Annotated in this window: 18 protein-coding genes; 12 read left to right on the plus strand and 6 right to left on the minus strand. The window is 70.3% G+C overall.

What is annotated here, in order from left to right:
* Positions 1-142 precede the first annotated feature (142 nt).
* The 6 genes from ACT3T5_RS00930 (at position 143) to ACT3T5_RS00955 (ending at position 5,672) form a co-directional block, all read left to right on the plus strand.
* Positions 143-1,459 carry a THUMP-like domain-containing protein gene (locus ACT3T5_RS00930; protein ID WP_444593316.1) on the plus strand — a complete coding sequence of 439 codons (1,317 nt, stop codon included), beginning with the start codon at positions 143-145 and terminating at the stop codon, positions 1,457-1,459.
* Positions 1,460-1,533: 74 nt separating this feature from the next.
* A complete protein-coding gene (locus tag ACT3T5_RS00935) occupies positions 1,534-2,214 on the plus strand; it encodes a DUF4129 domain-containing protein (RefSeq protein ID WP_444593317.1) in 681 nt (226 codons plus the stop codon).
* Positions 2,211-2,741: a hypothetical protein gene (locus tag ACT3T5_RS00940; RefSeq protein WP_444593318.1), complete on the plus strand. Its 531-nt coding sequence runs from the start codon at positions 2,211-2,213 to the stop codon at positions 2,739-2,741. The genes ACT3T5_RS00935 and ACT3T5_RS00940 overlap by 4 nt, the downstream gene beginning before the upstream one ends.
* Positions 2,738-3,751 (plus strand): AAA family ATPase, encoded by a 1,014-nt coding sequence (locus ACT3T5_RS00945; RefSeq protein WP_444593319.1) that lies wholly within the window; start codon positions 2,738-2,740, stop codon positions 3,749-3,751. The genes ACT3T5_RS00940 and ACT3T5_RS00945 overlap by 4 nt, the downstream gene beginning before the upstream one ends.
* Before the next feature lie 29 nt (positions 3,752-3,780).
* A complete protein-coding gene (locus ACT3T5_RS00950) occupies positions 3,781-5,124 on the plus strand; it encodes a DUF58 domain-containing protein (protein ID WP_444593320.1) in 1,344 nt (447 codons plus the stop codon).
* Complete coding sequence (locus ACT3T5_RS00955) at positions 5,124-5,672, plus strand: hypothetical protein (protein ID WP_444593321.1); 549 nt, start codon at positions 5,124-5,126, stop codon at positions 5,670-5,672. The genes ACT3T5_RS00950 and ACT3T5_RS00955 overlap by 1 nt, the downstream gene beginning before the upstream one ends.
* Positions 5,673-5,757: 85 nt before the next feature.
* Here the strand turns inward: ACT3T5_RS00955 and ACT3T5_RS00960 are convergent, their stop codons facing one another.
* Both ACT3T5_RS00960 and ACT3T5_RS00965 read right to left on the minus strand, forming a co-directional pair.
* Positions 5,758-7,311: a sulfatase family protein gene (locus ACT3T5_RS00960; RefSeq protein ID WP_444576303.1), complete on the minus strand. Its 1,554-nt coding sequence runs from the start codon at positions 7,309-7,311 to the stop codon at positions 5,758-5,760.
* A gap of 251 nt (positions 7,312-7,562) precedes the next feature.
* Positions 7,563-9,377: a DUF222 domain-containing protein gene (locus ACT3T5_RS00965; protein WP_444593322.1), complete on the minus strand. Its 1,815-nt coding sequence runs from the start codon at positions 9,375-9,377 to the stop codon at positions 7,563-7,565.
* 436 nt (positions 9,378-9,813) lie between these two features.
* On the opposite strand from ACT3T5_RS00965, the gene msrA reads away from it, so the two are divergent.
* Positions 9,814-10,509 (plus strand): peptide-methionine (S)-S-oxide reductase MsrA, encoded by a 696-nt coding sequence (gene msrA, locus ACT3T5_RS00970; RefSeq protein ID WP_444593323.1) that lies wholly within the window; start codon positions 9,814-9,816, stop codon positions 10,507-10,509.
* Positions 10,510-10,534: 25 nt separating this feature from the next.
* Here msrA and ACT3T5_RS00975 read toward each other — a convergent pair whose 3' ends face one another.
* Positions 10,535-11,746: an NAD(P)-dependent alcohol dehydrogenase gene (locus ACT3T5_RS00975; protein WP_444593324.1), complete on the minus strand. Its 1,212-nt coding sequence runs from the start codon at positions 11,744-11,746 to the stop codon at positions 10,535-10,537.
* A 94-nt stretch (positions 11,747-11,840) separates the two neighbouring features.
* Here ACT3T5_RS00975 and ACT3T5_RS00980 point away from each other — a divergent pair, with 94 nt between their 5' ends.
* Complete coding sequence (locus ACT3T5_RS00980) at positions 11,841-12,443, plus strand: TetR family transcriptional regulator (RefSeq protein ID WP_193119006.1); 603 nt, start codon at positions 11,841-11,843, stop codon at positions 12,441-12,443.
* 40 nt (positions 12,444-12,483) lie between these two features.
* On the opposite strand, the gene ACT3T5_RS00985 is transcribed toward ACT3T5_RS00980, so the two are convergent.
* The 3 genes from ACT3T5_RS00985 to ACT3T5_RS00995 form a co-directional block, all read right to left on the minus strand.
* Positions 12,484-13,089: an arsenic metallochaperone ArsD family protein gene (locus ACT3T5_RS00985; protein WP_444593325.1), complete on the minus strand. Its 606-nt coding sequence runs from the start codon at positions 13,087-13,089 to the stop codon at positions 12,484-12,486.
* 74 nt (positions 13,090-13,163) lie between these two features.
* A complete protein-coding gene (locus ACT3T5_RS00990; RefSeq protein ID WP_444593326.1) occupies positions 13,164-14,219 on the minus strand; it encodes an aminoglycoside phosphotransferase family protein in 1,056 nt (351 codons plus the stop codon).
* Positions 14,220-14,236: 17 nt separating this feature from the next.
* Positions 14,237-14,959, minus strand: coding sequence for a FadR/GntR family transcriptional regulator (locus tag ACT3T5_RS00995; protein WP_444576314.1), 723 nt, complete (start codon positions 14,957-14,959; stop codon positions 14,237-14,239).
* Between the two features lie 336 nt (positions 14,960-15,295).
* Between ACT3T5_RS00995 and ACT3T5_RS01000 the strand changes: the two genes are divergently transcribed.
* From ACT3T5_RS01000 to ACT3T5_RS01015, 4 genes are all read left to right on the plus strand, one after another.
* Positions 15,296-16,933 (plus strand): ABC transporter substrate-binding protein, encoded by a 1,638-nt coding sequence (locus ACT3T5_RS01000; protein WP_444593327.1) that lies wholly within the window; start codon positions 15,296-15,298, stop codon positions 16,931-16,933.
* A 153-nt stretch (positions 16,934-17,086) separates the two neighbouring features.
* Positions 17,087-18,052: an ABC transporter permease gene (locus ACT3T5_RS01005; protein WP_444576317.1), complete on the plus strand. Its 966-nt coding sequence runs from the start codon at positions 17,087-17,089 to the stop codon at positions 18,050-18,052.
* Position 18,053: 1 nt separating this feature from the next.
* Complete coding sequence (locus ACT3T5_RS01010) at positions 18,054-20,129, plus strand: dipeptide/oligopeptide/nickel ABC transporter permease/ATP-binding protein (RefSeq protein WP_444576318.1); 2,076 nt, start codon at positions 18,054-18,056, stop codon at positions 20,127-20,129.
* Positions 20,126-20,959, plus strand: coding sequence for an ABC transporter ATP-binding protein (locus tag ACT3T5_RS01015; protein ID WP_444593328.1), 834 nt, complete (start codon positions 20,126-20,128; stop codon positions 20,957-20,959). The genes ACT3T5_RS01010 and ACT3T5_RS01015 overlap by 4 nt, the downstream gene beginning before the upstream one ends.
* The last annotated feature ends 54 nt before the right edge of the window (positions 20,960-21,013 follow it).

Below are 21,013 nucleotides of genomic sequence, written 5' to 3' on the forward strand. Positions count from 1 at the left end.
TGATCGCTCAGGCTGATCGGCTCGACGCCCGCGGCTAATCAGCGGGCCTCGTCGGGGTGCCCGGCACCCCGATCCGCACTCGACAGGGCCGCCCCGCGGACCCGTGATGCCCGACACATGTCCACCGGGTAGCCTGGCCCGCATGGCTTCCCCCTCCCCCGACGGCTCCGAGGTCGGCGTGCGCGCTCTCGAACCAGTTCTCCAGAGCAGCGGGTGGGCACTGCTGAACTCCCTTCCTCCGTACCGCGAGAAGGACGCCCTGCGACAGGGCGCCCAGCTGCGCGAGGCCGGCCACCCCGCCGAGCTGGTCTCCGCCGTGATGACCCAGTCCCGCCTGCGCGCCAGGGCGGTCGACAAGTTCGGCGAGTTCGCCTCCTCCATGGTCTTCACCCCGCACGGCCTCGAGCAGGCCACGCGGCTCCCGATCGCGGCGATGCACGCCGAACGCTTCCAGCGCGCCGGGGTGCAATCGGTCGCTGATCTGGGGTGCGGCATCGGCGGCGACGCCATGGCCCTGGCCGGGCTGGGCCTCGAGGTGCACGCCGTGGACCGTGATCCCCTCGCAGTCGCCGTCGCCACCGTGAATCTGCGATCCTTCCCCGCCGCCACGGTGCGGCTGGGGCAGGCCGAAGGGCACGACCCGACCGAGACCGAGGGCATCTGGCTGGATCCGGCCCGTCGTGCCCCGACCCGCAACGGGACGCGCCGGATCCATGACCCCGAGGAGTACGAGCCTCCGCTGTCGGCCGTGCTCGAGCTCGCTCGTCGGCTCGGCACCGACGGCGGCGTGGGCCCGCTCGGGGCGAAGCTCGGCCCCGGCATCGACCGGTCGGCGCTCCCGCGGGACATCGAGACCCAGTGGCTCTCGTACCACGGCCAGGTGCTCGAGGCCACGGCCTGGTTCGGGCCCCTCGCCCGTGACGGCGTGAGCTCCTCGGCCGTGCTCATCGACCGCGACGGGGCGCACCGGCTGGACCGCGGGGCGGGCGCGGACGGCGGCACGGGCTCCGACAGCGGCGTCGACGCCGATCCCACCCCCGGGCCGCTCGGCGACCATGTCTACGAGCCCGACGGCGCCGTGATCCGCGCGGGCCTCATCGGCCGCCTCGCCCACGAGCTCGAGGCCCACACCCTGGACGAGACCATCGCCTACCTGACCGGCGATGCCCGCGTGGACACCCCCTTCGCCCGGGGATACGCCGTGCGCGACGTGATGCCCTTCGGCCTCAAGCGACTCGGTGCGTACCTGCGCGAACACCGCCTCGGCGTGCTCGAGATCAAGAAGCGGGGCACCGCGGTGGAGCCCGAGGAGCTGCGGCGCAAGCTGCGTCCGCGCCGCTTCGGCGACGAGTCCGCGACGCTGATCCTCACCCGGATCGCCGGGGAGCAGTCGATCATCGTCGCGTCCCCGCACACCGGCCCTGCTCCCGGCGCACCCACAACCGGGGAGGCGCCCTGAGCACCGACGACTCCCCCGGGACGGACGCCACCGCACCGGACTCCACCGCAACGGCCCGCACCCATCGCCGACTCGTGGCCGCGCTGCTGCTGATCATGGCACTGGCCGGGATCGCACTGGTCACCCTCGGAGCCGCCGCGGATCGTGGCCCCGGCATCACCTCCAACGGCTCGGGCCAGTGGGAGTTCTCGCCACGCACCCAGGAGCCCCAGGAGGTCCCGGACATCGAGATGCCCACCGGGCTCCAGCAGCCCGTGCAGCCCGACTCCGGCCAGTCCGGCGGCGGCCCCCTCGTGCTTCTCCTCGTGGTCGGCACGATCCTCCTGATCGTGGCCATCTGGGTGCTGTATCGGATGCGGAAGCTCGCGCGCCCCGCCCCGGAGCTGGCCGAGGCCGCAGACGACGAGGAGCTCACGCCCGCCCAAGCGCGCGCCGCGCTGGACGATGCCCGTACGAGCCTGTCCACGGTGGTCGACGCGCACAATGCGGTGATCGCGGCCTGGCTCGCACTGGAGCATGCGATCGCCGAGGCCGGGATCCAGCGTCTGCCCTCCCGCACCACCCTCGAGTTCGTCGTCGAGGTGCTCGGCACCCTGGAGCTGGATCGGCCGTCGCTGGACCGCCTGGCGCACCTCTACCGTCGGGCGCTGTTCGACCCCGAGCCGCTCCGCGAAGCCGACCGCGACGAGGCCATCGGACTGCTGGACCGGCTGACCGCCGACGTCGAGGCCCCGGCCGACGGGCAGGCCCGATGAACCGCCTGCTCCCACAGCTCCCCCCGAGCCCGATCACCCGCCTGCTGGTGCGCCTCGCGATCGGGGTCCTCGTCGCGCTCGCGATCGTCGGCCTGCTGTCGCTGCTCGGGATGCGGATCCCGCTGCCGCTGCCGATCGCCGTGGGACTGGCGATCGGCGCGATCTGGTGGATGACGCAGAACGGGGCGACCCGCGACGATCCCCTCCACGCCCCCGAGCTGGACCTCGACGCCGACTACGCGCTGCCCCATGCCCGGGACATGCGCGTACGCCGCCTCGAGGACCTGATCCACGGCGCCCAGCCCACGCGGCGGATGACCGCCCGCGGCCTCGCGCGCACGCTCGGCGACATCGCCGACGAGCGAGCGCACGACCCCGCCGCCCCGCCCCTGGACGAGAAGCTCAGCCGGCTCATCGCCGACTCCCGCCATGCCGACGCGGAGAGCCATCCCGTCGGCCCGATCGACCGACGTGCCCTGCACCGCTATCTCCGAGAACTCGCTGCCGGCGAGGAGAGGGAACGATGAACCAGCCCACCCCCATGCCCCCTGCCGAGGCCACTTCCGCCACCGCCGCCGCGAAGGCCGTGCTCGACGCCGTCGAGGGCGCCGTGATCGGCAAACGCGAATCCCTCGAGCTGGTGCTGACCGGGATCCTCGCGGGTGGCCATGTGCTGCTCGAGGACCTGCCCGGCCTCGGCAAGACCCTCGCGGCGCGATCCTTCGCCCAGGCGCTCGGGCTGCCCTTCAAGCGTGCCCAGTTCACGCCCGACCTGCTGCCCGCGGACCTCACCGGCGCCGAGGTGTTCGACCAGCGCACGGGCGAATTCGTGTTCCGCCCCGGCCCGGTGTTCACCGGGCTGCTGCTGGCCGACGAGATCAACCGCACGCCTCCCAAGACGCAGTCGGCGCTGCTCGAGGCGATGCAGGAGCGCCAGGTGTCCGTGGAGGGCACCACGAGGCCGCTCCCACAGCCGTTCCATGTGCTCGCCACCGCCAACCCCGTCGAGCACGAGGGCACCTACCCCCTGCCCGAGGCCCAGCTGGACCGCTTCCTGCTGCGGCTGTCCTTCGGGTATCCGACGGCCGCGCAGGAGTGGGAGGTGGTCTCCCGGCGCATCGACCGGCGCCGCGAGGAGCAGGCCGTTCCCGAGGTGCTCGACGCCGAGGGCCTGCTCGCCGTGCAGTCCGCCGTGGAGGACGTGCACGTCGAGGAGTCCGTGGGCCACTACGCCGTCGAGCTGGTCGCCGCGACCCGCCGCCACCAGCACGCGCTGGTCGGCGCCTCGCCCCGCGGCACCCTCGCCCTGATCACCTGCGCCCGCGCGCTCGCGCTGATCCGGGGGCGCACCTATGTCGTCCCGGAGGACATCAAGGCCCTCGCGCATCCCGCCCTCGATCACCGCGTGACCGTGAAGCCCGAGCTGTGGCTGCAGAACGCGACCGGTGCCGGTGTGGTCGAATCGGTGCTGGACCAGGTCCCGGTCCCGGCCGCGGTCGACGCCGCCCCGCTGGTCACCTCGGGCGCTTCGGCGTGACCTCGATGCCTCCGGGCCGGTCTTCAAGGGTGCAGGCCTCACCAGGAGCGCAGATCTCCCCGGGGACGCGAAGGCGCCCGACGGCCGCCCTCCTGCGCGCGGCCGTCGTCGGCTGTGCCGCCGCGGCTCTGGCCGTGCTGGTGGGGAAGCCCGCGTTGATCCTGGCCGGCCTCCCGCTGCTCGTCTGGGCCCTGGTGGCGCTCGCTCTGCGGCTCACGGCGTCGGACGACCAGGAGTCGGTGCCCCCTCGGATCCAGGCGAGTCGACGCACCCTGGAAGAGGGCGGCTCGGCGATCATCTCGCTGACGACCGCGCCGGGCGTGCTCACCGCGGCGACCTTCCCGATGCGGCCCCAGACGGACTTCGCCCCGCAATATGGCTCCACCGCCGGCGACGGCCATCTGCAGCTGCGCCTCAGCGCCCAGCGCTGGGGACGGATCCGGGTCGGCCCCGTGCACGCGCTGGTCACCGACCAGCTCGGTGCTTTCCGCGACCAGCTGGAGCTCACGGCACCCGACGTGCAGGTCGTGCCCTCCGCGACCGTGCTCGATGCCCCCGTCGAAGTGCCCACGCCGATCGGTGTCAGCGGGGTTCACCTGTCACGACGGCGCGGCGACGGCACCGCGCTCTCCGAGGTGCGCGCCTTCCGCACCGGAGACCGGCTGCACCGGATCAACTGGCGCGTCTCCCAGCGCACCGGTCAGCTCCACACCAACGCCACGTTCACCGAGCAGGACACCGAGGTCCTCATCGTCACGGACACAATCGCTGACGTCGCCCCCGCGCCCTGGGCGGACAGCGAGGATCCGACCAGCCTGGACATGACCATCCGCGCGACCTCCGCCGTGGCACGGCACTATCTCACCGCCGGCGACCGGGTCTCCGTCTTCGACATCGGGCACCTGATCGGGCCCGTCCCCGCCGGCACCGGCCCGCGGCAGCTGCGCGTGCTGACCGACGCCCTCGCCCGCGCAGGCCGGGACGACGACCAGCTCCGCCCCGCCCGACGCCTGCGGGCCGTGCGAGCCGGCACCCTCACGGTGGTCTGCTCGCCGCTGCTCCGCACGGAGGTGATCACGCAGATCGGCGAGCTCGTGGCGCACGGCGCCGACGTGATCGTCGTGGACACGCTGCCACCGAGCATCGGTGACGTCTCCGTGCTGAACGGGAAGCCTCTGCGGGCCGACGGCGTCTCCCCGGACCGTTTCTGGCCCGAGGCCTGGGCGATCAGGCGGCTGCTGCGCGAGACCACCATCCGTGAGCTGCGGGAGGCCGGGGTCCCGGTGACCGCCTGGGAGGGTCCTTCCTCGCTCGCCCCTGTGCTGCTGTCGTTGTCCGCGGCGCGCACCGCACCGCGGATGCGGAGGTCCTGATGCGACTGGGACTGCTCATCGACCCGATCGCCGAGTTCCTGCTGGGGCTGCGGAGGGTCAGCGGCACACAATGGCTGCTCCGTCTCGTGGGCGTCGCGACGATGCCCTTCGCCCTGGTCGGGACCTTGCCGGGCGGGTTGTTCGTGCACATCGGCACCGGCATCATCACGCTCGCCGTGGCAGGCTCCCTGCTGGTGCAGGCTCTCCGCCCGGACAGCGACGTCGGCCTGATCGCTCCCGCGGCGATCATCCTCGCGCTCGCGGGGCAGGGTGACCTGTCGCTGCTGCGGGCAGCCGGCGTGGGGCTCGCCCTGCTGCTGTCGCACGTCGCCTTCGCCCTGGCCGCGACGATCCCCGCGCACGGGGAATTCGAACGGTCGGCCTGGATGCTGGGTGGCCGAGGACTGCTGCTCGTGCTCGCGATCAGCATCGTCGCGGGACTTCTCGTCGTCGCCCTGTCCGGGGTCCAGTTCGGTGCATGGATGCTCGTGATCGGCATCCTCGGAGCGATCGGCCTGTTCGTGACGGTGATGCCGCGCTCGAGGTGAGCGCGGCATCAGCCCTGTACGAGAGTCACCGGCAGGGCCGACGGGTCACCGGCAAGGCGTACGGGTCACCGGCAGGGCACACGACTCACCGGCCCCACTCGGGGCGCGGGGTGTCCGGACCCTCGTACGGCCTGTCCCTCACCTGTTCCTGGAGCGCCGTCAGCCTGTTCTCGAGCTCGGCACGGATCCCGGCATGGGCGGGGTCATCGACGATGTTGGTGAGCTCGGCGGGGTCGGCGACCAGGTCATACATCTCCCACTCGGCCTCGCGGATCGCGTCGGAGGACCCGGGCGCCCCCATGCCGTCCCCGTAGTAGTGGATCAGCTTGTGGGTGGCGGTGCGGATGCCGTAGTGCGCGGGGGCATTGTGCGAGGGGTCCTCGTGCTCCCAGTAGCGGTAGTACATCGCATCGGGCCAGGTGGCGCGCAGGTGGTCGTCGGCCGAGCCGTCCAGCAGCGGGAGCAGGCTGCGTCCCTGCTGATCGGGGAGGGCCTCCCCGGGGGCGATCCCACAGGCGTCGAGCAGGGTGGCCGCGAGGTCGACGTTGGTGGTGAGCTCATCGATCACCGTTCCGGCCGGGATCGTGGAGGGCCAGCGCACCATCATCGGCATCTGCAGGGACTGGTCGAACATCAGCCGCTTGTCGAACCAGCCGTGATCGCCGAGGAAGAAACCCTGGTCCGACGTGTAGACGACGATCGTGTTCTCCGCCAGGCCGCGTGATTCGAGCTCGGCGAGCACGCGCCCGGTGGAGTCGTCGATGGCTTGGATGGTCTGGAGGTAGTCGCGCATGTAGATCTGGTAGTTGCGACGGGTGCGGGCCTCACGGTTCTCCTCGCCCTGGAGCTCCGGGGGCAGGGGCTGCTTGAGGTCGTTCTCGGTGAGGTCGTCGGCGACGCTCATGCGGACCTCGCGGACCGCGCGGCTCATGGTCGCGTGATCGTCGAAGAGGGTGTCCGGCTCCGGGATCGTCTCCAGGGGATAGAGGTCCGCGTGGCGGGGGTGCGGGATCCAGTTGCGGTGCGGGGCCTTGTGGTGCAGGAGCAGGCAGAACGGCGAATCCGGATCCTCGGCCTGGGTGCGGTCCAGCCAGTCCAGTGCCAGATCGGTGACGGTGTCGGTGGCATAGCCGGGGACGACGGCATCCACCCGCTCCCCGGCACCGTCGATGCCGTACATGACCGGATCGTTGTACTCGCCCTGACCGCGGTAGATCCGCCATTCGTCGAAGCCCTGGGGGTCGTTGCGCTCCTCATGCCCCAGATGCCACTTGCCGAACAGAGAGGTGCGATATCCGCAGTCGTGGAGCACCTGGGGGAAGGTGCGAACCCGATAATCGAATCCGGAGTAGATCGTCGCGGCACCGTTGATGTGCGAGTAGGTGCCCGAGAGGATCGTCGCCCGGCTGGGTGTGCAGATCGAATTCGTGCAGTACAGCGAATCGAGCCGGGCTCCCTGCGACGCGATGCGGTCCAGGTTTGGAGTGCTGTTGACCCGGCCCGAATAGGCGCTGATCGCGTGCGCAGCGTGGTCATCGGTGAGGATGAAGACGATGTTCGGGCGGGTGCTGCCAGGGGATCCCGCGTCACTGCCCTCAGCAGGGCGGTGGGGTACGAACGGGTTCTGCGGTGTCGTCATCGGCTCCATCTCTCCATTCTGACAGGCGAGCGCATCGCGGCCGGTCAGTACGCGCGGTGTGGGACAACTGCCCGGCCTTCCCTAGAGCGGCGTCCTGACCGGGCGCGTGAGGAGTCGGGCCGACAGCTCTGCTCATGCCTGCGTGCCTGCGTGCCTGCGTTCCTGTGTGCGTGTGTGCGTGCCTGCGTGCCTGCGTTCCTGTGTGCGTGTGTGCGTGCGTGCGTGCGTGCGTGCGTGCGTGCGACTGCATCTCAGCTCGCGCGTGCGGCCGCATCGCCGGTGTCCTGGTCGTCTATGACCCGGTCGTCCATGCCCTGGTCGTCCGCGTTCTCGTCGCCCGCGTTCTCTGCAGACGCGGCGATGATGTCGTGCCCGACGCCGTCTGATCCGGACCCGTCTGCTCCGAGCCTGTCTGCTTCGAGCTTGTCCGCCTCGAGTCCGTCCGCCCCGAGTCCGTCGGCCCCGAGTCCGTTCGCCGCGAGCTCTGGCTCGATCAGTGCGGGTGCGGTCGAGGTGTATCGGTGACCGGAAGGGGTGACGATGACGAGCCGTGCCGGCTTTCCCTCGTCAGCGGCTTCGATGCTCGTCTCCCAGCCCGGGAGCTCCCGGATTAGGTTGAAGCGCTGGCAGTAGCCGATGCCATTATCGACAGTGGTCGTCCCGCCTTCGGAGTATCTGATCGAGTGGTCGACATCGTGGATGGCCGCATCGCACCAGGGCGTCCGGCATTTCTGGTCCCGCAGCAGGATGAACCGACGAACGGCTCCCCGGAACACTCGCCGACGCGGATCTGCCGCGGTCAGCTCGCCCGTGTGCGGGTCGGTGTACAGACGCCGTATCCAGCGCTTCGCCTCCTGGAGCATGCGACGCTCCGGGGGTTTCGAGGGATCATCACCGTGCGGTCCCGGGGAAGGTGGGAGCTGAGGCATCTCCGAATGATCCCGGTCAGAATCGGCATGATCCGGGTCAGCCTCGACTTTCCCCTCACGTTCCGGGGCGACCGCGCAGGGTGTCGGCGACGTGCGCTGGGGCCCAGGAGGGTCGGGCGCACCGGGATCCTCGAGAGTCAAGGAAACTTCAGGCGCACCGGGAACTTCGTGCGCTCCGGGATCCTCGGGGGCTCCAGGGACCGCAGGCGCTTGAGGCAGCTTGGCTGCTGACGTGGTCGCGACTCCGAGTGCGATATCGCGCGCCGTACCGCCTGGAATCGGGATTCCTTCGATCCACGCGGATTTGTTTTCTGTCCCGAGCAGCGTCGTATCCGTCATGAGCAGAGAGATCTCCACTGGAATGGCGTCGACATTCGCCGCTCCCGTGACACGCTCGACGAGCGCATCCGCCATGATCTGCCCTTTCCCCCGTGCATCTCCGGAGCTCTTCGCCGATTTCGATTCACGGGTCAGCGCTGCAAAACAGGCGACACCATCCTTCGTGGGCAGGATGGCATGGAGGATCGACATGCCGTCCGGCGCAGGACGTATCGAGACCCTGCGCGAGGCGACCGCACGGGACGCGCGCTTCACCGCGGCGGCAGGATCGAGCTCCTGCGCCCGAGCGCGAGTGGCGCGCCCCGAGGCCGACGCCGTCATGGCGGGGAGCCTTCCCTCGAGCTCCTGGTCGATGAGCTCTCTATCCTCGTCGCTGAGGACGAGCACGTTCTTCGCCACCTCGGCGGCCGCCCATTCGCTGATCTCACCCTGCTCGAGGAGCTTCGTGGTGCGGGGCAGCGTCTCGACCAGGATCCGATGGACGACCAGCTGGTCCGAGGCATGTTTCGGGGTGATCCTGCGGGCAAGTGCCACCTGGTCCGCGACCCCTTTGCCGAGCTGCCCCCTCGCGACCCCCTGGTGCCTCTGCACTGCGATCTGGGACTCCCGGAACGTGACCTCCGCGTGCGCCTGGCAGGCACCGAGCGCACCCTTCCCCCGTTCCAGGGTTGCGATGAGGTCGATCAGGTCATGGTCCGAGGAGCCTGCGAGATCCGCGCCCCGTGGGGCGCGCTCGAGGAGGTCTGTGAGCTCTGCGGTCCAGGCGGACGCAGGCGACGGGCCGGGCAGTGCAGTCACGATCGCCTCCATGGCCATCCCCCTCACGTCGTGTCTTCACGGAACCAGTCCGGTGCTTCTGAACCAGCCCGGTGCTTCTGAACGAGCCCAGTGCTCGAACGCCTGTCCGTTGCTGCCACTCCAGAATGACCCACGAGGCACCCCCGGACAAGACCCCCCATGAATTGGGGACAATTATGTGGATAACCACCCACTGTGGAGGAAAGAAATCACGCAGATCCACAGCTGTGAACGCACTGTGGATATCTCGAATCTGCCTCTCGAATCCCCCGAAACGTCTCCACGACACCTCGTTGCTCGCACCCTGCGGCGTCGCCCCGCCTGCCCCTCGTCTATCCCCTCGCCTACCCCCTTGTCTATTCCCTCATCGCCTCACCTCGTGAGAAGCCTCCCGCCCCTCTCCCGCTCGCCCGCGCGCAGGACTAGCGTGATGCTCATGTGGCAGATGATGGATCTCCTGTACGGGCACAAGAAGGACATGGTCACGCCGGAGAACGCGCTCCCCGGCCGGGACCGGTACCCCTACTCCCTCGCGCGCGAGCACCTCGTGCTGGGCACCGACATGCTCGGCCCCGATTCCCCGGTCGACCCGCGCCCGTGGCCGGCCGACACCGAGGAGATCATCCTGGCCGGCGGCTGCTTCTGGGGCATCGAACGCATCGCGTGGCAGACGCCCGGCGTGCACACGACCTCCTCCGGCTACGCGGGCGGCTACACGCCGCACCCCACCTACGAGGAGGTCTTCTCCGCGAAGACCGGACACACCGAGGCGGTGCGCGTCCTCTACTCCGGCGGCGACGAAACCCTGCGGGCACTGCTCACCCAGTTCTGGGAGCAGCACGACCCCACCACCGCGAACCGCCAGGGCAACGACGTGGGCACCGAGTACCGCAGCGCCGTGTACTGGACGTCCGCAGCGCAGGGCGAGGCGGTCCGAGACTCCGCGGCCCGCTACCAGGAAGCTCTCGACGCGGCAGGTCGCGGCGCCATCACCACCGAGCTGAAGCCCCTCGCGGAGGCCGGCGACGGGCGGTACTACACCGCCGAGCCCGAGCACCAGCAGTACCTGCAGAAGGTTCCGAACGGGTATTGCAACCACGGTTTCAACGGCGTGGCCTGCTCGCTCGGCTGAGTGACGGGCAGACGGGACACCCCGCTCAGCTCGGGTCGACGTCGAGGTCCGACATGTCCAGGACGAACCGGAAGCGGACGTCGCCCCGGGCAAGCCGATCGAGGGCCTCACCGACCCGTGAGGACGGGAGCACCTCGACATCGGCGACCACGCCGTGCTCTGCACAGAATTCGAGCAGCTGCGCGGTCTGCGCCATCCCTCCGCTTCCGGCCGACGTGAGCTTCTTGCGTCCGAGCAGCAGATCCGTGGTCTCGACGGTGACGGGGCCGAGGTAGCCGACCTGCGCCAGGGTGCCGTTGAGCGCGAGCAGCTCGAGATACGGGGCGAGCTCGTGGGAGACGGCCACGGTGTCGACGATGACGTCGAATCGTCCCCGCGCCGCGGCCATCGCCGGCCCGTCGCCGGAGACCAGGAGATCCGCAGCCCCGAGCTGCCGGGCATCCTCGAGCTTCCCCGCTGAACGACTGATGACGGTGGTCTCGGCGCCGAGCGCCGTGGCCAGCTTGACCGCGAGATGCCCGAGCCCTCCCAGACCCACCACGGCGACACGCACTCCCGGCCCGACCTCGAGCGCCGTCAACGGCTCCCAGACGGTGATCCCCGCACACAGCAGAGGTGCTGCGGCGCTCGGATCCAGACCCTCCGGCACGCGGTGGGCGAACTCCTCGCGCACGACGTACTCGCGCGCATATGCCCCGAGGGTGGGCCTCCCGTCCCGTCGATCCACTCCCCCGTACGTCAGCGTGGGGAACTCCCGGCAGAAGTTCTCCTGCCCGGCGGTGCACATGTCGCAGACGAGGCATGCGTCGACGATGTTGCCGACCGCGACGACGTCCCCGATCGCGAAGCGCTGGACCTCCGGACCGATCTCGGTCACGACACCGATGAACTCGTGGCCGGGGACCAGGGGGACCGAGGAGCCACCATCCGTCGCATCCGCGGTCTCATCCGCAGCCGCAGCCGCCGCCGCACTCGCGCCCGCAGCCTCATCCCCGCCCGCGCTCCTACCCCCGTGATCGCGCAGGGCGTGGAGGTCGCTATGGCAGACGCCGCAGTAGTCGACGCGCACGGCGACGTCGTCTGCCCGCAGATCGCGGCGCTCCACCGCCTCCCGGTGCAGCGTCGCGCGGGCGCCTGCGGCTGCGTGCTCCGCAGCAGACCCATCCGCCGCAGACCCGTCCGGAGCAGACCCCTCTGCGGCTGATCGGTGGGCCACCCATCCCTGAGTACTTCGCATCGCCTCTCCTAACAACAGACTGTTCGGTCTGTTTTAGTGTGCGACCCCGGGACGCCGAAGTCAAACAAACTGTTCTGTTGCGTATCGTGGAACCATGCAGACCGGATCACGACCGACCAAGGTGCTGACCGCACGAGGTGCCGCGACCCGGCAGCGCATCGTCGACGCTGCCACGGAGGAGTTCGCGCAGCACGGCATCGCCGGTGCGCGCGTGGAGCGCATCGTCGCAGCCGCCCGCACCAACAAAGCGCAGCTCTACGACTACTTCGGGAACAAGGACGGCCTGTTCGACGCGATTTTCCGGGACTCCCTGGAGCGGATCGTGGAAGTGGTCCCGATCGACTCCTCGGACCTCCCGGATTGGGCCGTGCGCCTCTACGACGAGTACGTGGAGCAGCCGTCACTCATCCGACTGGCCACCTGGACCCGCCTCGAACGTCGGCCCGAAGGTCATCTCGTCGAGGACGCCGACCGGCTGGACGACCGCAAGCTGGCCTTCATCGCCGACGGCCAGGCGGCGGGGACGATATGTGCCGGCGACCCGTTCGACATCATGGCGATGGTCATCAGCATGTCCATGGCCTGGTCGCCGGTCAGCACCGTCTATGCCGCGACCTCCGCCGAGCCGACGACGGTCCACGACGCCCGTCGCGAGCTCCTGCGCGACTGCGTCCGCAGAGCGGTCATGACCGGCTGACGGCCCCGCGGTTCCGTGGCCCGCGCCGTTCACGGCGGAATCAGCCGGCCGACGTGCTGGCGACGCCTGCGCCGGATGCGCCTCCGCCGGTTGGGGCTGTGCCCGCGCCTACGCCTCCGCCGGTTGTGCCTGTGCCTGTGCCTGAGCTAGGCAGCCCGTCCCCGATGTCGCCGCCCATCAGATTGCGCCGAGCGCCGATGTCCGGCCCTCCGGCAGGGCGAGCTGGGGCCGGCGCGGCACCCATCAGCTGGGCGGCGAACCCGCCGGCCTCGCGGGGCATCGGGGCACCGCCGGGGCCGCAGGCGGAGGCCGCTGCCGAGCTCCGCTCGCGCGCCTGCGTCCCCGCCCGGGCGAAGCGACTCATCTGCTCCGTCGTCGGGTACATCGCGCTGACCACGATGTCCAGCCCCAGCAGCGTCACGGGGAGAGCACTCTCGCCGGCAGAGTCCAGCAGCGCCCGCACCGGTTCGCACTCCTCGAAGGCCCAGGCGTCCTCGTCCTGCAAGTAGACGGTGATCGGGTGGCCGTCCAGCGCCAGGGCGGCGGCCTCGTCGAGGAACGCCTCCTGCGTCTCCGCATCCGGCGGCGGCGAAGGCAGGAAGATGTCCAGCGCCGCCAGCTGCCCGAGATCATCCGCATCGCTCATGCCGACCACGGTAGCGCTCCGGGCGGCACCGCGGAGGGCCGGTTCACGCCGCGACAGGGGCGGGGCGGGGCGGATCAGCACAGCACGCGGCGCGCCGTCCGGAGCCAGGCCTCACCCTCTGCCAGATAGCCGAGCCGGCCGAGATGGACACCCGTCGTCGCGCGTTCGAGATGCGCCCAGGCCAGGGCCCTCTCCGGATCCAGTCCGACGCGGCGCGCCAGGCGCTCGGCGAGCTCAGCGTGCCAGCGACGGCCGGCACCTGGCCCGTCGGTGCGGTCGAGATCGTCGATGTTATGCCGGTGGTCGCGCAGCGCGGCCCCGAGGTCGTACTCGGGCTCGCAGAGGAAGCCGTCGGGGTCGATGAGCACGTGCGTGTCGCCGCGTTGCAGCACGTTCGCGGGATGCGGGTCGCCGTGGACGACCACCTGATGCTGTGACGGCGACTCGATGAGATCGAGTGCGAGCATCCGGGCTCGGCCGAGCACCTCGGCGTGGAGCACGGATCCTGGAGCGCCGGCCGCGAGGGCGCCGTCGAGGATCGCCAGCAGGGAGCGCGCCTTCTGCGATGGGGCGAAGGGTCGCCCGACGTCGAGCGGGACCTCCCAGGCCTGCAGCAGCAGGCCACCGAGCACATCGGTCTGGGCGAGGGGATCGGGGACGGTCTGCGGGAGCATCGGGCCGAGCTTCTCGAGCAGCATCGCGTCTCGCTCCTCGTCATGGGCGACCAGCCGGACGTAGCCGTGACCGTCCGCCGCCGCCAGGATCCGGGCCTGCTGGGCCACATCGGCTCCCCCACCCCCGAACTTCACGACGAAACTGCCGGTCGCCTGGAGGCCGCAGCCCGTGGGGGCGTCGGAGGGTCCACGGGGGCCGACGGGTCCCGACCGACGCTCCACCTCGAGCACCGGCAGTCCGGCGCCCGCCAGATGCACGTGCCGGACCTCCAGGCCCCAGTGCGCCAGCACGCCGTGCAGGCGGTCGGGGAACTCGGAGACCAGGTCACGAGCCCACTCCTGGGAGGCCCAGGGCCGGGACCGCAGGAGCGCGACGACCTGCTGCGGGGTCGTGGCGACAGGATCCGGGGCCGTCGCGACAGGGTCCGGGGGCGTAGCGGCAGGATTCGAGGTCACGACGACACGCTCCGGGGTCACCCCGCCGAGGCCGACGCGGCCGCGCGGCCGGCGGCGTCGAGAGTGCGACCCAAGGGCCGGTAGTGCTCGTGGACGGCGTCGCGATAGGCGTCCGCGTCCCCCGCCTCGAGGGCGGTGAGCATCGCCTGGTGCGCGTCGACGGTGACCATGATGTCCTCGGACTGCACGATCTCCAGCAGCGGCACGGCCGTCGTGTGGATCTCCCAGAAGGCCTGCGCGAGCTGGCGCAGCAGGCCATTGGGCAGCCGCGAGAACAGGGCCGTGTGGAAGGCGGCGTCGGCCTCCGGGAACGGCTGGCCGGTCGTCGCGAGGCGTCGCATGTCCTCGACCAGGGCCTCGAGCTCGGAGTTCACGGTGCCGCGGTAGATCTCGACGAGCTGCTCGGCGACGGAGAGGTCGATCGCGATGCGCAGCTCCACGACCTCGCGCAAAGCCCGCAGGTCATTGCCGTCGTCCAGCCGGGCCCGGAACAGCAGACCGTTCACGAGCGGGGCGAGGGACAGCTGCCCCACGAAGGTCCCGTGGCCGTGCCGCACCTCGACGATGTCCAGAGAAGCCAGTGTGCGCATCGCCTCCCGGACGGAGGAACGGGAGATCTCGAGCCGTTCGCACAGCGCGGTCTCGGTGGGCATCGGGTCCCCCGGCACGAGCCCCTCGGTCAGGATCAGGTCCTGGATCCGTTCGACGGCGCTGTTGCCAGCTCCCTTGGTGCGAGCCATGTCGTCTCCTCCCCCGGCGCATCGTCACGGGTGTGACGCCTGCCCCATCATGCCGTGCTCGGCCCCGCAGCCGCAGGTCGGCTCGGATGGTCACTGCTGTGCATCGGTCTTCGGACGCGTGGTGGCGATCACGGATCGATTCCTGTACTGTCCCGGTCATCAGACATCATACGTCTGATCTTCGCAGTGCGGCGACCGCTCGTGACCGTGACAACCGTCCTCGGACGGGGCAACCACCCCGGACGGAGAGCAACGACTGTCGGCGGGCTGTGAGGACGACGTTCACCCGACCCCGGCGCGACACGCGGCCGGATCACCCCTTGAAGGGATGCATCAATGGCGATCACCACCTCCGCCGATCGACTCGGCCGGCGCAGCTTCCTCCGCGGCTCCGCCACCCTCGCCGGCGCCGCCGGCATCGTCGCAGGCATCGGAGCCTGCGCTCCCCAGGACGCCGGGAAGGACGCCGGATCGGATGCCGGTGGCGCCCCCGCCGACGAGGCGGATCCGGACGGCCACCTCAGCGCCGCCATCAGCTACGAGCTCGGCACGAACGGCTACGACCCGATGAGCACGTCGGCCGCTCTGACCGTGGCCGTCAACTGGCACACCCTCGAGGGCCTCACCGAGCTGCACCCCGTGACCCGTGAGGTCTACGCGGCGCTGGGCACCGAGATCCCCTCCGCGGAGGGCACCTCCGTGGACGTGACCCTGCGCGACGGCGCCGTCTTCCACGACGGCTCCCCCGTCACCACCGATGACGTGGTCTTCTCCTTCGAGCGCGTGCTGGACCCGGAGAACGCGTCGCTGTACTCGCAGTTCGTACCCTTCATCGAGTCGGTCACCGCGAAGGACGACACCACCGTCACCTTCGCCCTCACCGCCCCCACCGGCGTGTTCGCCGAGCGTCTCTCGACCGTGAAGATCGTGCCCCAGGCCGCCGTCGAGGCGGATCCCAAGGAGTTCGATGCCAACCCGATCGGCACCGGGCCCTGGAAGACGACCGACAACGGCGCCACCTCCAAGGTCGTAGAGTTCGAGCGGTTCGACGACTACACCGGCCCGATGGCGGCCCAGGCCAAGACCATGAGCTGGGAGATCATCCCGGACGCCGCGACCCGCACCAACGCCATCCAGTCCAAGACCGTGCAGGTCATCGACTCGGTCCCCTACCTCTCGATCGACCAGCTCAAGGGCAGCGGCACCGTCGAGTCCGTGGGCGGCTTCGGACTGCTCTTCGCGATGTTCAACAACGCGAAGGACAACCCGTTCAACGACCTGAGGAACCGCCAGGCGTTCCTCTACGCGATCGATATGGACAAGGTCATCGAGACCGGTCTCAGCGGTCAGGCGGAGCCCGCGAGCTGCTTCGTCCAGAAGGACCACCCGAACTACAAGGAAGCCTCCACGGTCTACTCCCTGGATGCCGAGAAGGCGAAGGCGCTGTTCGCCGAGACGGGCCTCACGTCCTTCCGCATGCTGGTCACCGACCATGACTGGGTCCAGCAGTGCACCCCGATCATCCAGGAGTCCCTCTCCGCGATCGGCATCGACGTGACCTTCGAGCAGAAGCAGTCGGCCGACGCCTACACCACGGTGGACTCCGACCCCGACGCCTTCGACGTGATGGTCGCCCCCGGTGACCCCTCGGTGTTCGGCAACGATCCCGACCTGCTGATGCGCTGGTGGTACGGCAGCCCCGTCTGGACCGAGAACCGTATGCACTGGAAGGGCCAGGACGCCTGCACCGAGACGGCGGATCTGCTCACCCAGGGTCTGGAGGCCGTGGACCCGGCGGAGCAGGAGAAGGTCTGGGGCCAGCTGTTCGATCTGCTCTCGGACGAGGTCCCGCTGTACCCGCTGTTCCACCGCAAGGCACCGACGGCCTGGGACTCCACGACCCTGGTGAACTTCCAGCCGATCTCGCTGACGGGGCTCAGCCTCGTCGACGTCGCGTCCACGCAGGCGAAGTGACTCGTGCGGGGCGGGGCAGTCCTCGGGCCGCCCCGCCCCGCCCCGGCTGGCTCGCTCCGGCGCGCACAGCCCACCCGGCTCGCACAGCCCGCCCGGCCCGCAGGCCTCTCGCACCCCTCGTCCTGACCCACCGCTCGACCCACGGAGGACCTCGTGTCCCAACTCGTCCGACTCATCGGGCGGCGCCTCGTCGCGCTGCCGCTCATGATCCTCGGCGTCACCCTGCTGGTGTTCGTCATCATGTCCCTCTCGCCCACCGACCAGGCTCGGCGCGCGCTCGGCGAATCCGCCTCGGAGGAGGCGCTGGATCTGTATCGCGAGGCCAACGGGCTCAATGACCCGCTCCTGGAGCGGTACTTCTCGTTCCTCGGGGGCATGTTCCGGGGGGATCTCGGCACCACCAGCGGCAACACCCCGGTCACCGAGGTCGTCGCCCGGGCACTCCCGATCACCCTCCAGCTCACCTTCCTGGGCCTTGCGATCGCGATCGTGATCGCCGCGGTGCTCGGCGTGCTGGCGGCCCTCTTCCGCGACCGCTGGGTCGACCAGGTGATCCGCGTGTTCACCGTCGCGTCGCTGGCCACACCGTCGTTCTGGCTCGCCCTGCTGCTGGTCCAGTGGCTCGCCGACATCCCCGGCGGCTGGCAGCTGTTCCCGGCCCTCGTCTCCGGCTGGGTCGGATTCTTCGAGGATCCCGCCACCTACGTCAACAACATCGCCCTCCCTGCCCTCGCGCTCGGGATACCGGTCGCCGGATCGCTCACCCGCGTGGTCCGCACCGCCATGGTCGAGGAGCTGGACCGCGACTACGTGCGCACCGCGATCGGTGCCGGTGTCCCCTACCCGATCGTCGTCAGCCGCAACGTGCTGCGCAACGCGCTGATCACCCCGATCACCGTGCTCGGCCTCCGCGTCGGGTACCTCATGGGCGGCGCCGTGATCATCGAGATCATCTTCAACATCCAGGCCATGGGCCAGCTCATCCTCGACGGCGTCAACCGCAACGACGTGTTCCTCGTGCAGGGAGTGACCCTCGTGGTCGCGATCTCCTTCATCATCGTGAACATCGTCGTGGACCTCCTGTACGTCGTCGTCAACCCCCGCATCAGGAGCATCTGACATGCGACCGAAGCTCGGATCCCGTCTCCAGTCCGTCAGCGGCAGCCCGCTGGCCCCGTTCACCGCCCTCCCCTGGCCCAGCCGCATCGCGGTCCTGTTCCTGGCCGGGCTCACCCTCCTCGCGATCTTCGCACCGGTCATCGCCCAGTACGGTCCCCTCGCGAGCGGCCCTCCGGTCCAGCCTCCGGGCCTGGACCACTGGATGGGGACCGACAGGATCGGGCGCGACATCTTCTCGCGCGTCGCCCACGGTGCCCGCTCCTCGCTGATCATCGGGCTCGCCGCCACCGCCGCCGCGCTCGTGGGTGCCGCCGTGCTCGGCTCCTTCGCCGCGACCGCCTCGAAGATCCCCTCCGAGATCCTCATGCGCGTGCTCGACGTGATCATGTCGTTCCCGGGCATCGCCCTGGCCGCCGTGTTCGTCGCCGTGTTCGGCACCTCGTTGCCGGTGCTGGTCTTCGCGATCGGCTTCCTCTACGTGCCGCAGCTGGCCCGCGTGGTGCGCGCCAATGTGCTCGCCCAGTTCGGTGAGGACTATGTGGCCGCCTCGCAGGTCATGGGTGCCTCCACCCCGTGGATCCTCCTCAAGCACGTGGCCCGCAACTGCATCGCCCCGATCATGGTGTTCGCGACCGTCCTGGTCGCCGACGCGATCGTGCTGGAGGCCTCGCTGTCCTTCATCAACGCCGGTGTGCAGCCTCCTGCCCCGTCGTGGGGCAACATCCTCTCCGAGGGCAAGCAGCTGCTGCTGGCCGGCTACTGGTGGCCGACGTTCTTCCCCGGCCTCGCGATCCTGCTGACCGTGCTCTCGCTGAACATCCTCTCCGAGGGGCTCACCGACGCCATGGCCAGCCCGCGGATCCGCGCGGCGGTCGACGTCGAGGCCGACGAGGCCGGCGTCGCCGCTGAGGCCACTGAGGCCACTGAGGCCACGGCTGCTGTGGACGCAGTGCCCGCGAAGTCCGCTGAGCCCGCGGCTGCTGCGGACGCGGGACAGCCCGAGGTGCTCGGGGCGACCGACGCGGAGACCTCGCAGCGCCTGCTGAACGACTCCCTCGCCGCACTGCGCGTCGCCGAGCTGGCGCGGCCCGAGCGCGAGGTGGTCGACGAGTCGGTGCCTCCGCTGCTGGACGTCCAGGACCTGCGCGTCTCCTTCCCGGGGGCGCACAACGGCACCGACATCCTCGATGGAGTCTCGTTCCAGGTGCGCCCGGGCGAGACCATGGGCCTGGTCGGCGAGTCCGGCTCCGGCAAGTCCGTCGCGAGCCTCGCGATCATGGGTCTGCTGCCCCGCACCGCCCGGATCAGCGGCACGGTCATGCTGGGCGACGTCGACCTGCTGTCGATCTCGCCCAAGGAGATGAACGCTCTGCGCGGCCACGAGATCGCGATGATCTACCAGGACGCGCTGAGCTCCCTGAACCCCTCGATGCTGATCCGCTCTCAGCTGGCGCAGCTGACCAGCCGCGGTGGCACCCGCACCGCCGAGGATCTGCTGGCCCTCGTGGGCCTGGACCCGAAGCGCACCCTGTCCGCATACCCGCACGAGCTCTCCGGCGGTCAGCGCCAGCGCGTGCTCATCGCGATGGCCCTGACCCGCGATCCGAAGCTGGTCATCGCCGATGAGCCCACCACGGCGCTCGACGTCACCGTGCAGAAGCAGGTCGTGGAGCTGCTGAACTCGCTGCGTGAGGAGCTCGGCTTCGCGATGGTGTTCGTCAGCCACGACCTCGCCCTGGTCGCCCAGCTCGCCCACCGCGTGACCGTGATGTACGCGGGCCAGGTGATCGAACAGGGCATCCAGCACGAGCTGCTGACCGACCCCCGCCACGAGTACACCCGCGGCCTGCTCGGCTCGGTGCTGTCGATCGAGGCGGGCGCCGAGCGCCTGCACCAGGTCCCCGGCACGGTCCCCTCGCCCCGCGACTTCGCCGTCGGCGACCGCTTCGCCCCGCGCTCGCTGGACCCGTCGGCCGATCCCACCCGGCGCCCGGAGCTGCTCCCGGTCGGAGACTCCGGCCACGTCGTGGCCAGCACCGGCGGCGTCCCCGCGCCCCTCGAAGGAGACCTGCGATGAACGACCTCACCACGAGCTCCAGCGGGGCGGAGACGGCCGACGGCAGGCCCGCCCCCACCATCGAGCTGCACGACGTGCACGTGGTGCACAAGCTCCGCACCGGCAGCCTGCTGCGGCCCGACACCATCCGCGCCGTGGACGGCGTGAGCGTGTCGGTGCGCCGCGGCGAGGTGCTCGGCATCGTCGGCGAATCGGGGTCCGGAAAGTCGGCCCTGGCCCGCGTGATGACCGGCCTGCAGCCCGTGACCAGCGGAACCGTGCTCTTCGGCGGGCAGCCCTTCGGTCGCTCCCGGGCCCGTCGTCGGGAGCTGGGTCGCACCGTCTCGGTGGTCTTCCAGGACCCCGCGACCGCCCTGAACCCGCGGCTTCCGGTCCGGGAGACGCTCATGGACCCGCTGCGGGTCCATGGCGTGGGCACCGAGCGGGAGCGTCTCGCCCGGGTCACGGACCTCCTGCATCTCGTGGGCCTGCCGCAGTCCGCGATGGAGGTGCTGCCGCGGCAGATCTCCGGCGGTCAGCGTCAGCGCGTGGCGATCGCCCGCGCCCTGGCCCTGGAACCGCAGATCATCGTGGCCGATGAGCCCACCAGCGCCCTGGACGTGTCCGTGCGCGCCCAGGTGCTGAACCTGCTCATGGACCTCAAGCGCGAACTCGGACTGGGGCTGGTGTTCATCTCGCACGACATCAGCACGGTCCGCTTCGTCTCGGACTCGATCATCGTCATGAACCACGGCAAGGTCGTCGAGCACGACACCGCCGAGCGGATCTTCACCGATGCCCAGGACGAATACACCCGCACCCTGCTCGCCGCCGCGCCCTCGCTCCTGTAGCGACCTGCGCGCCGACGGGCGCCCCACCACCCCCTGTACGCCTCGTGAAGGAGC

Origin of the sequence: Brachybacterium sp. AOP3-A1-3, assembly GCF_052378285.1 — a bacterium.
In the GTDB taxonomy this organism is placed as follows: domain Bacteria; phylum Actinomycetota; class Actinomycetes; order Actinomycetales; family Dermabacteraceae; genus Brachybacterium.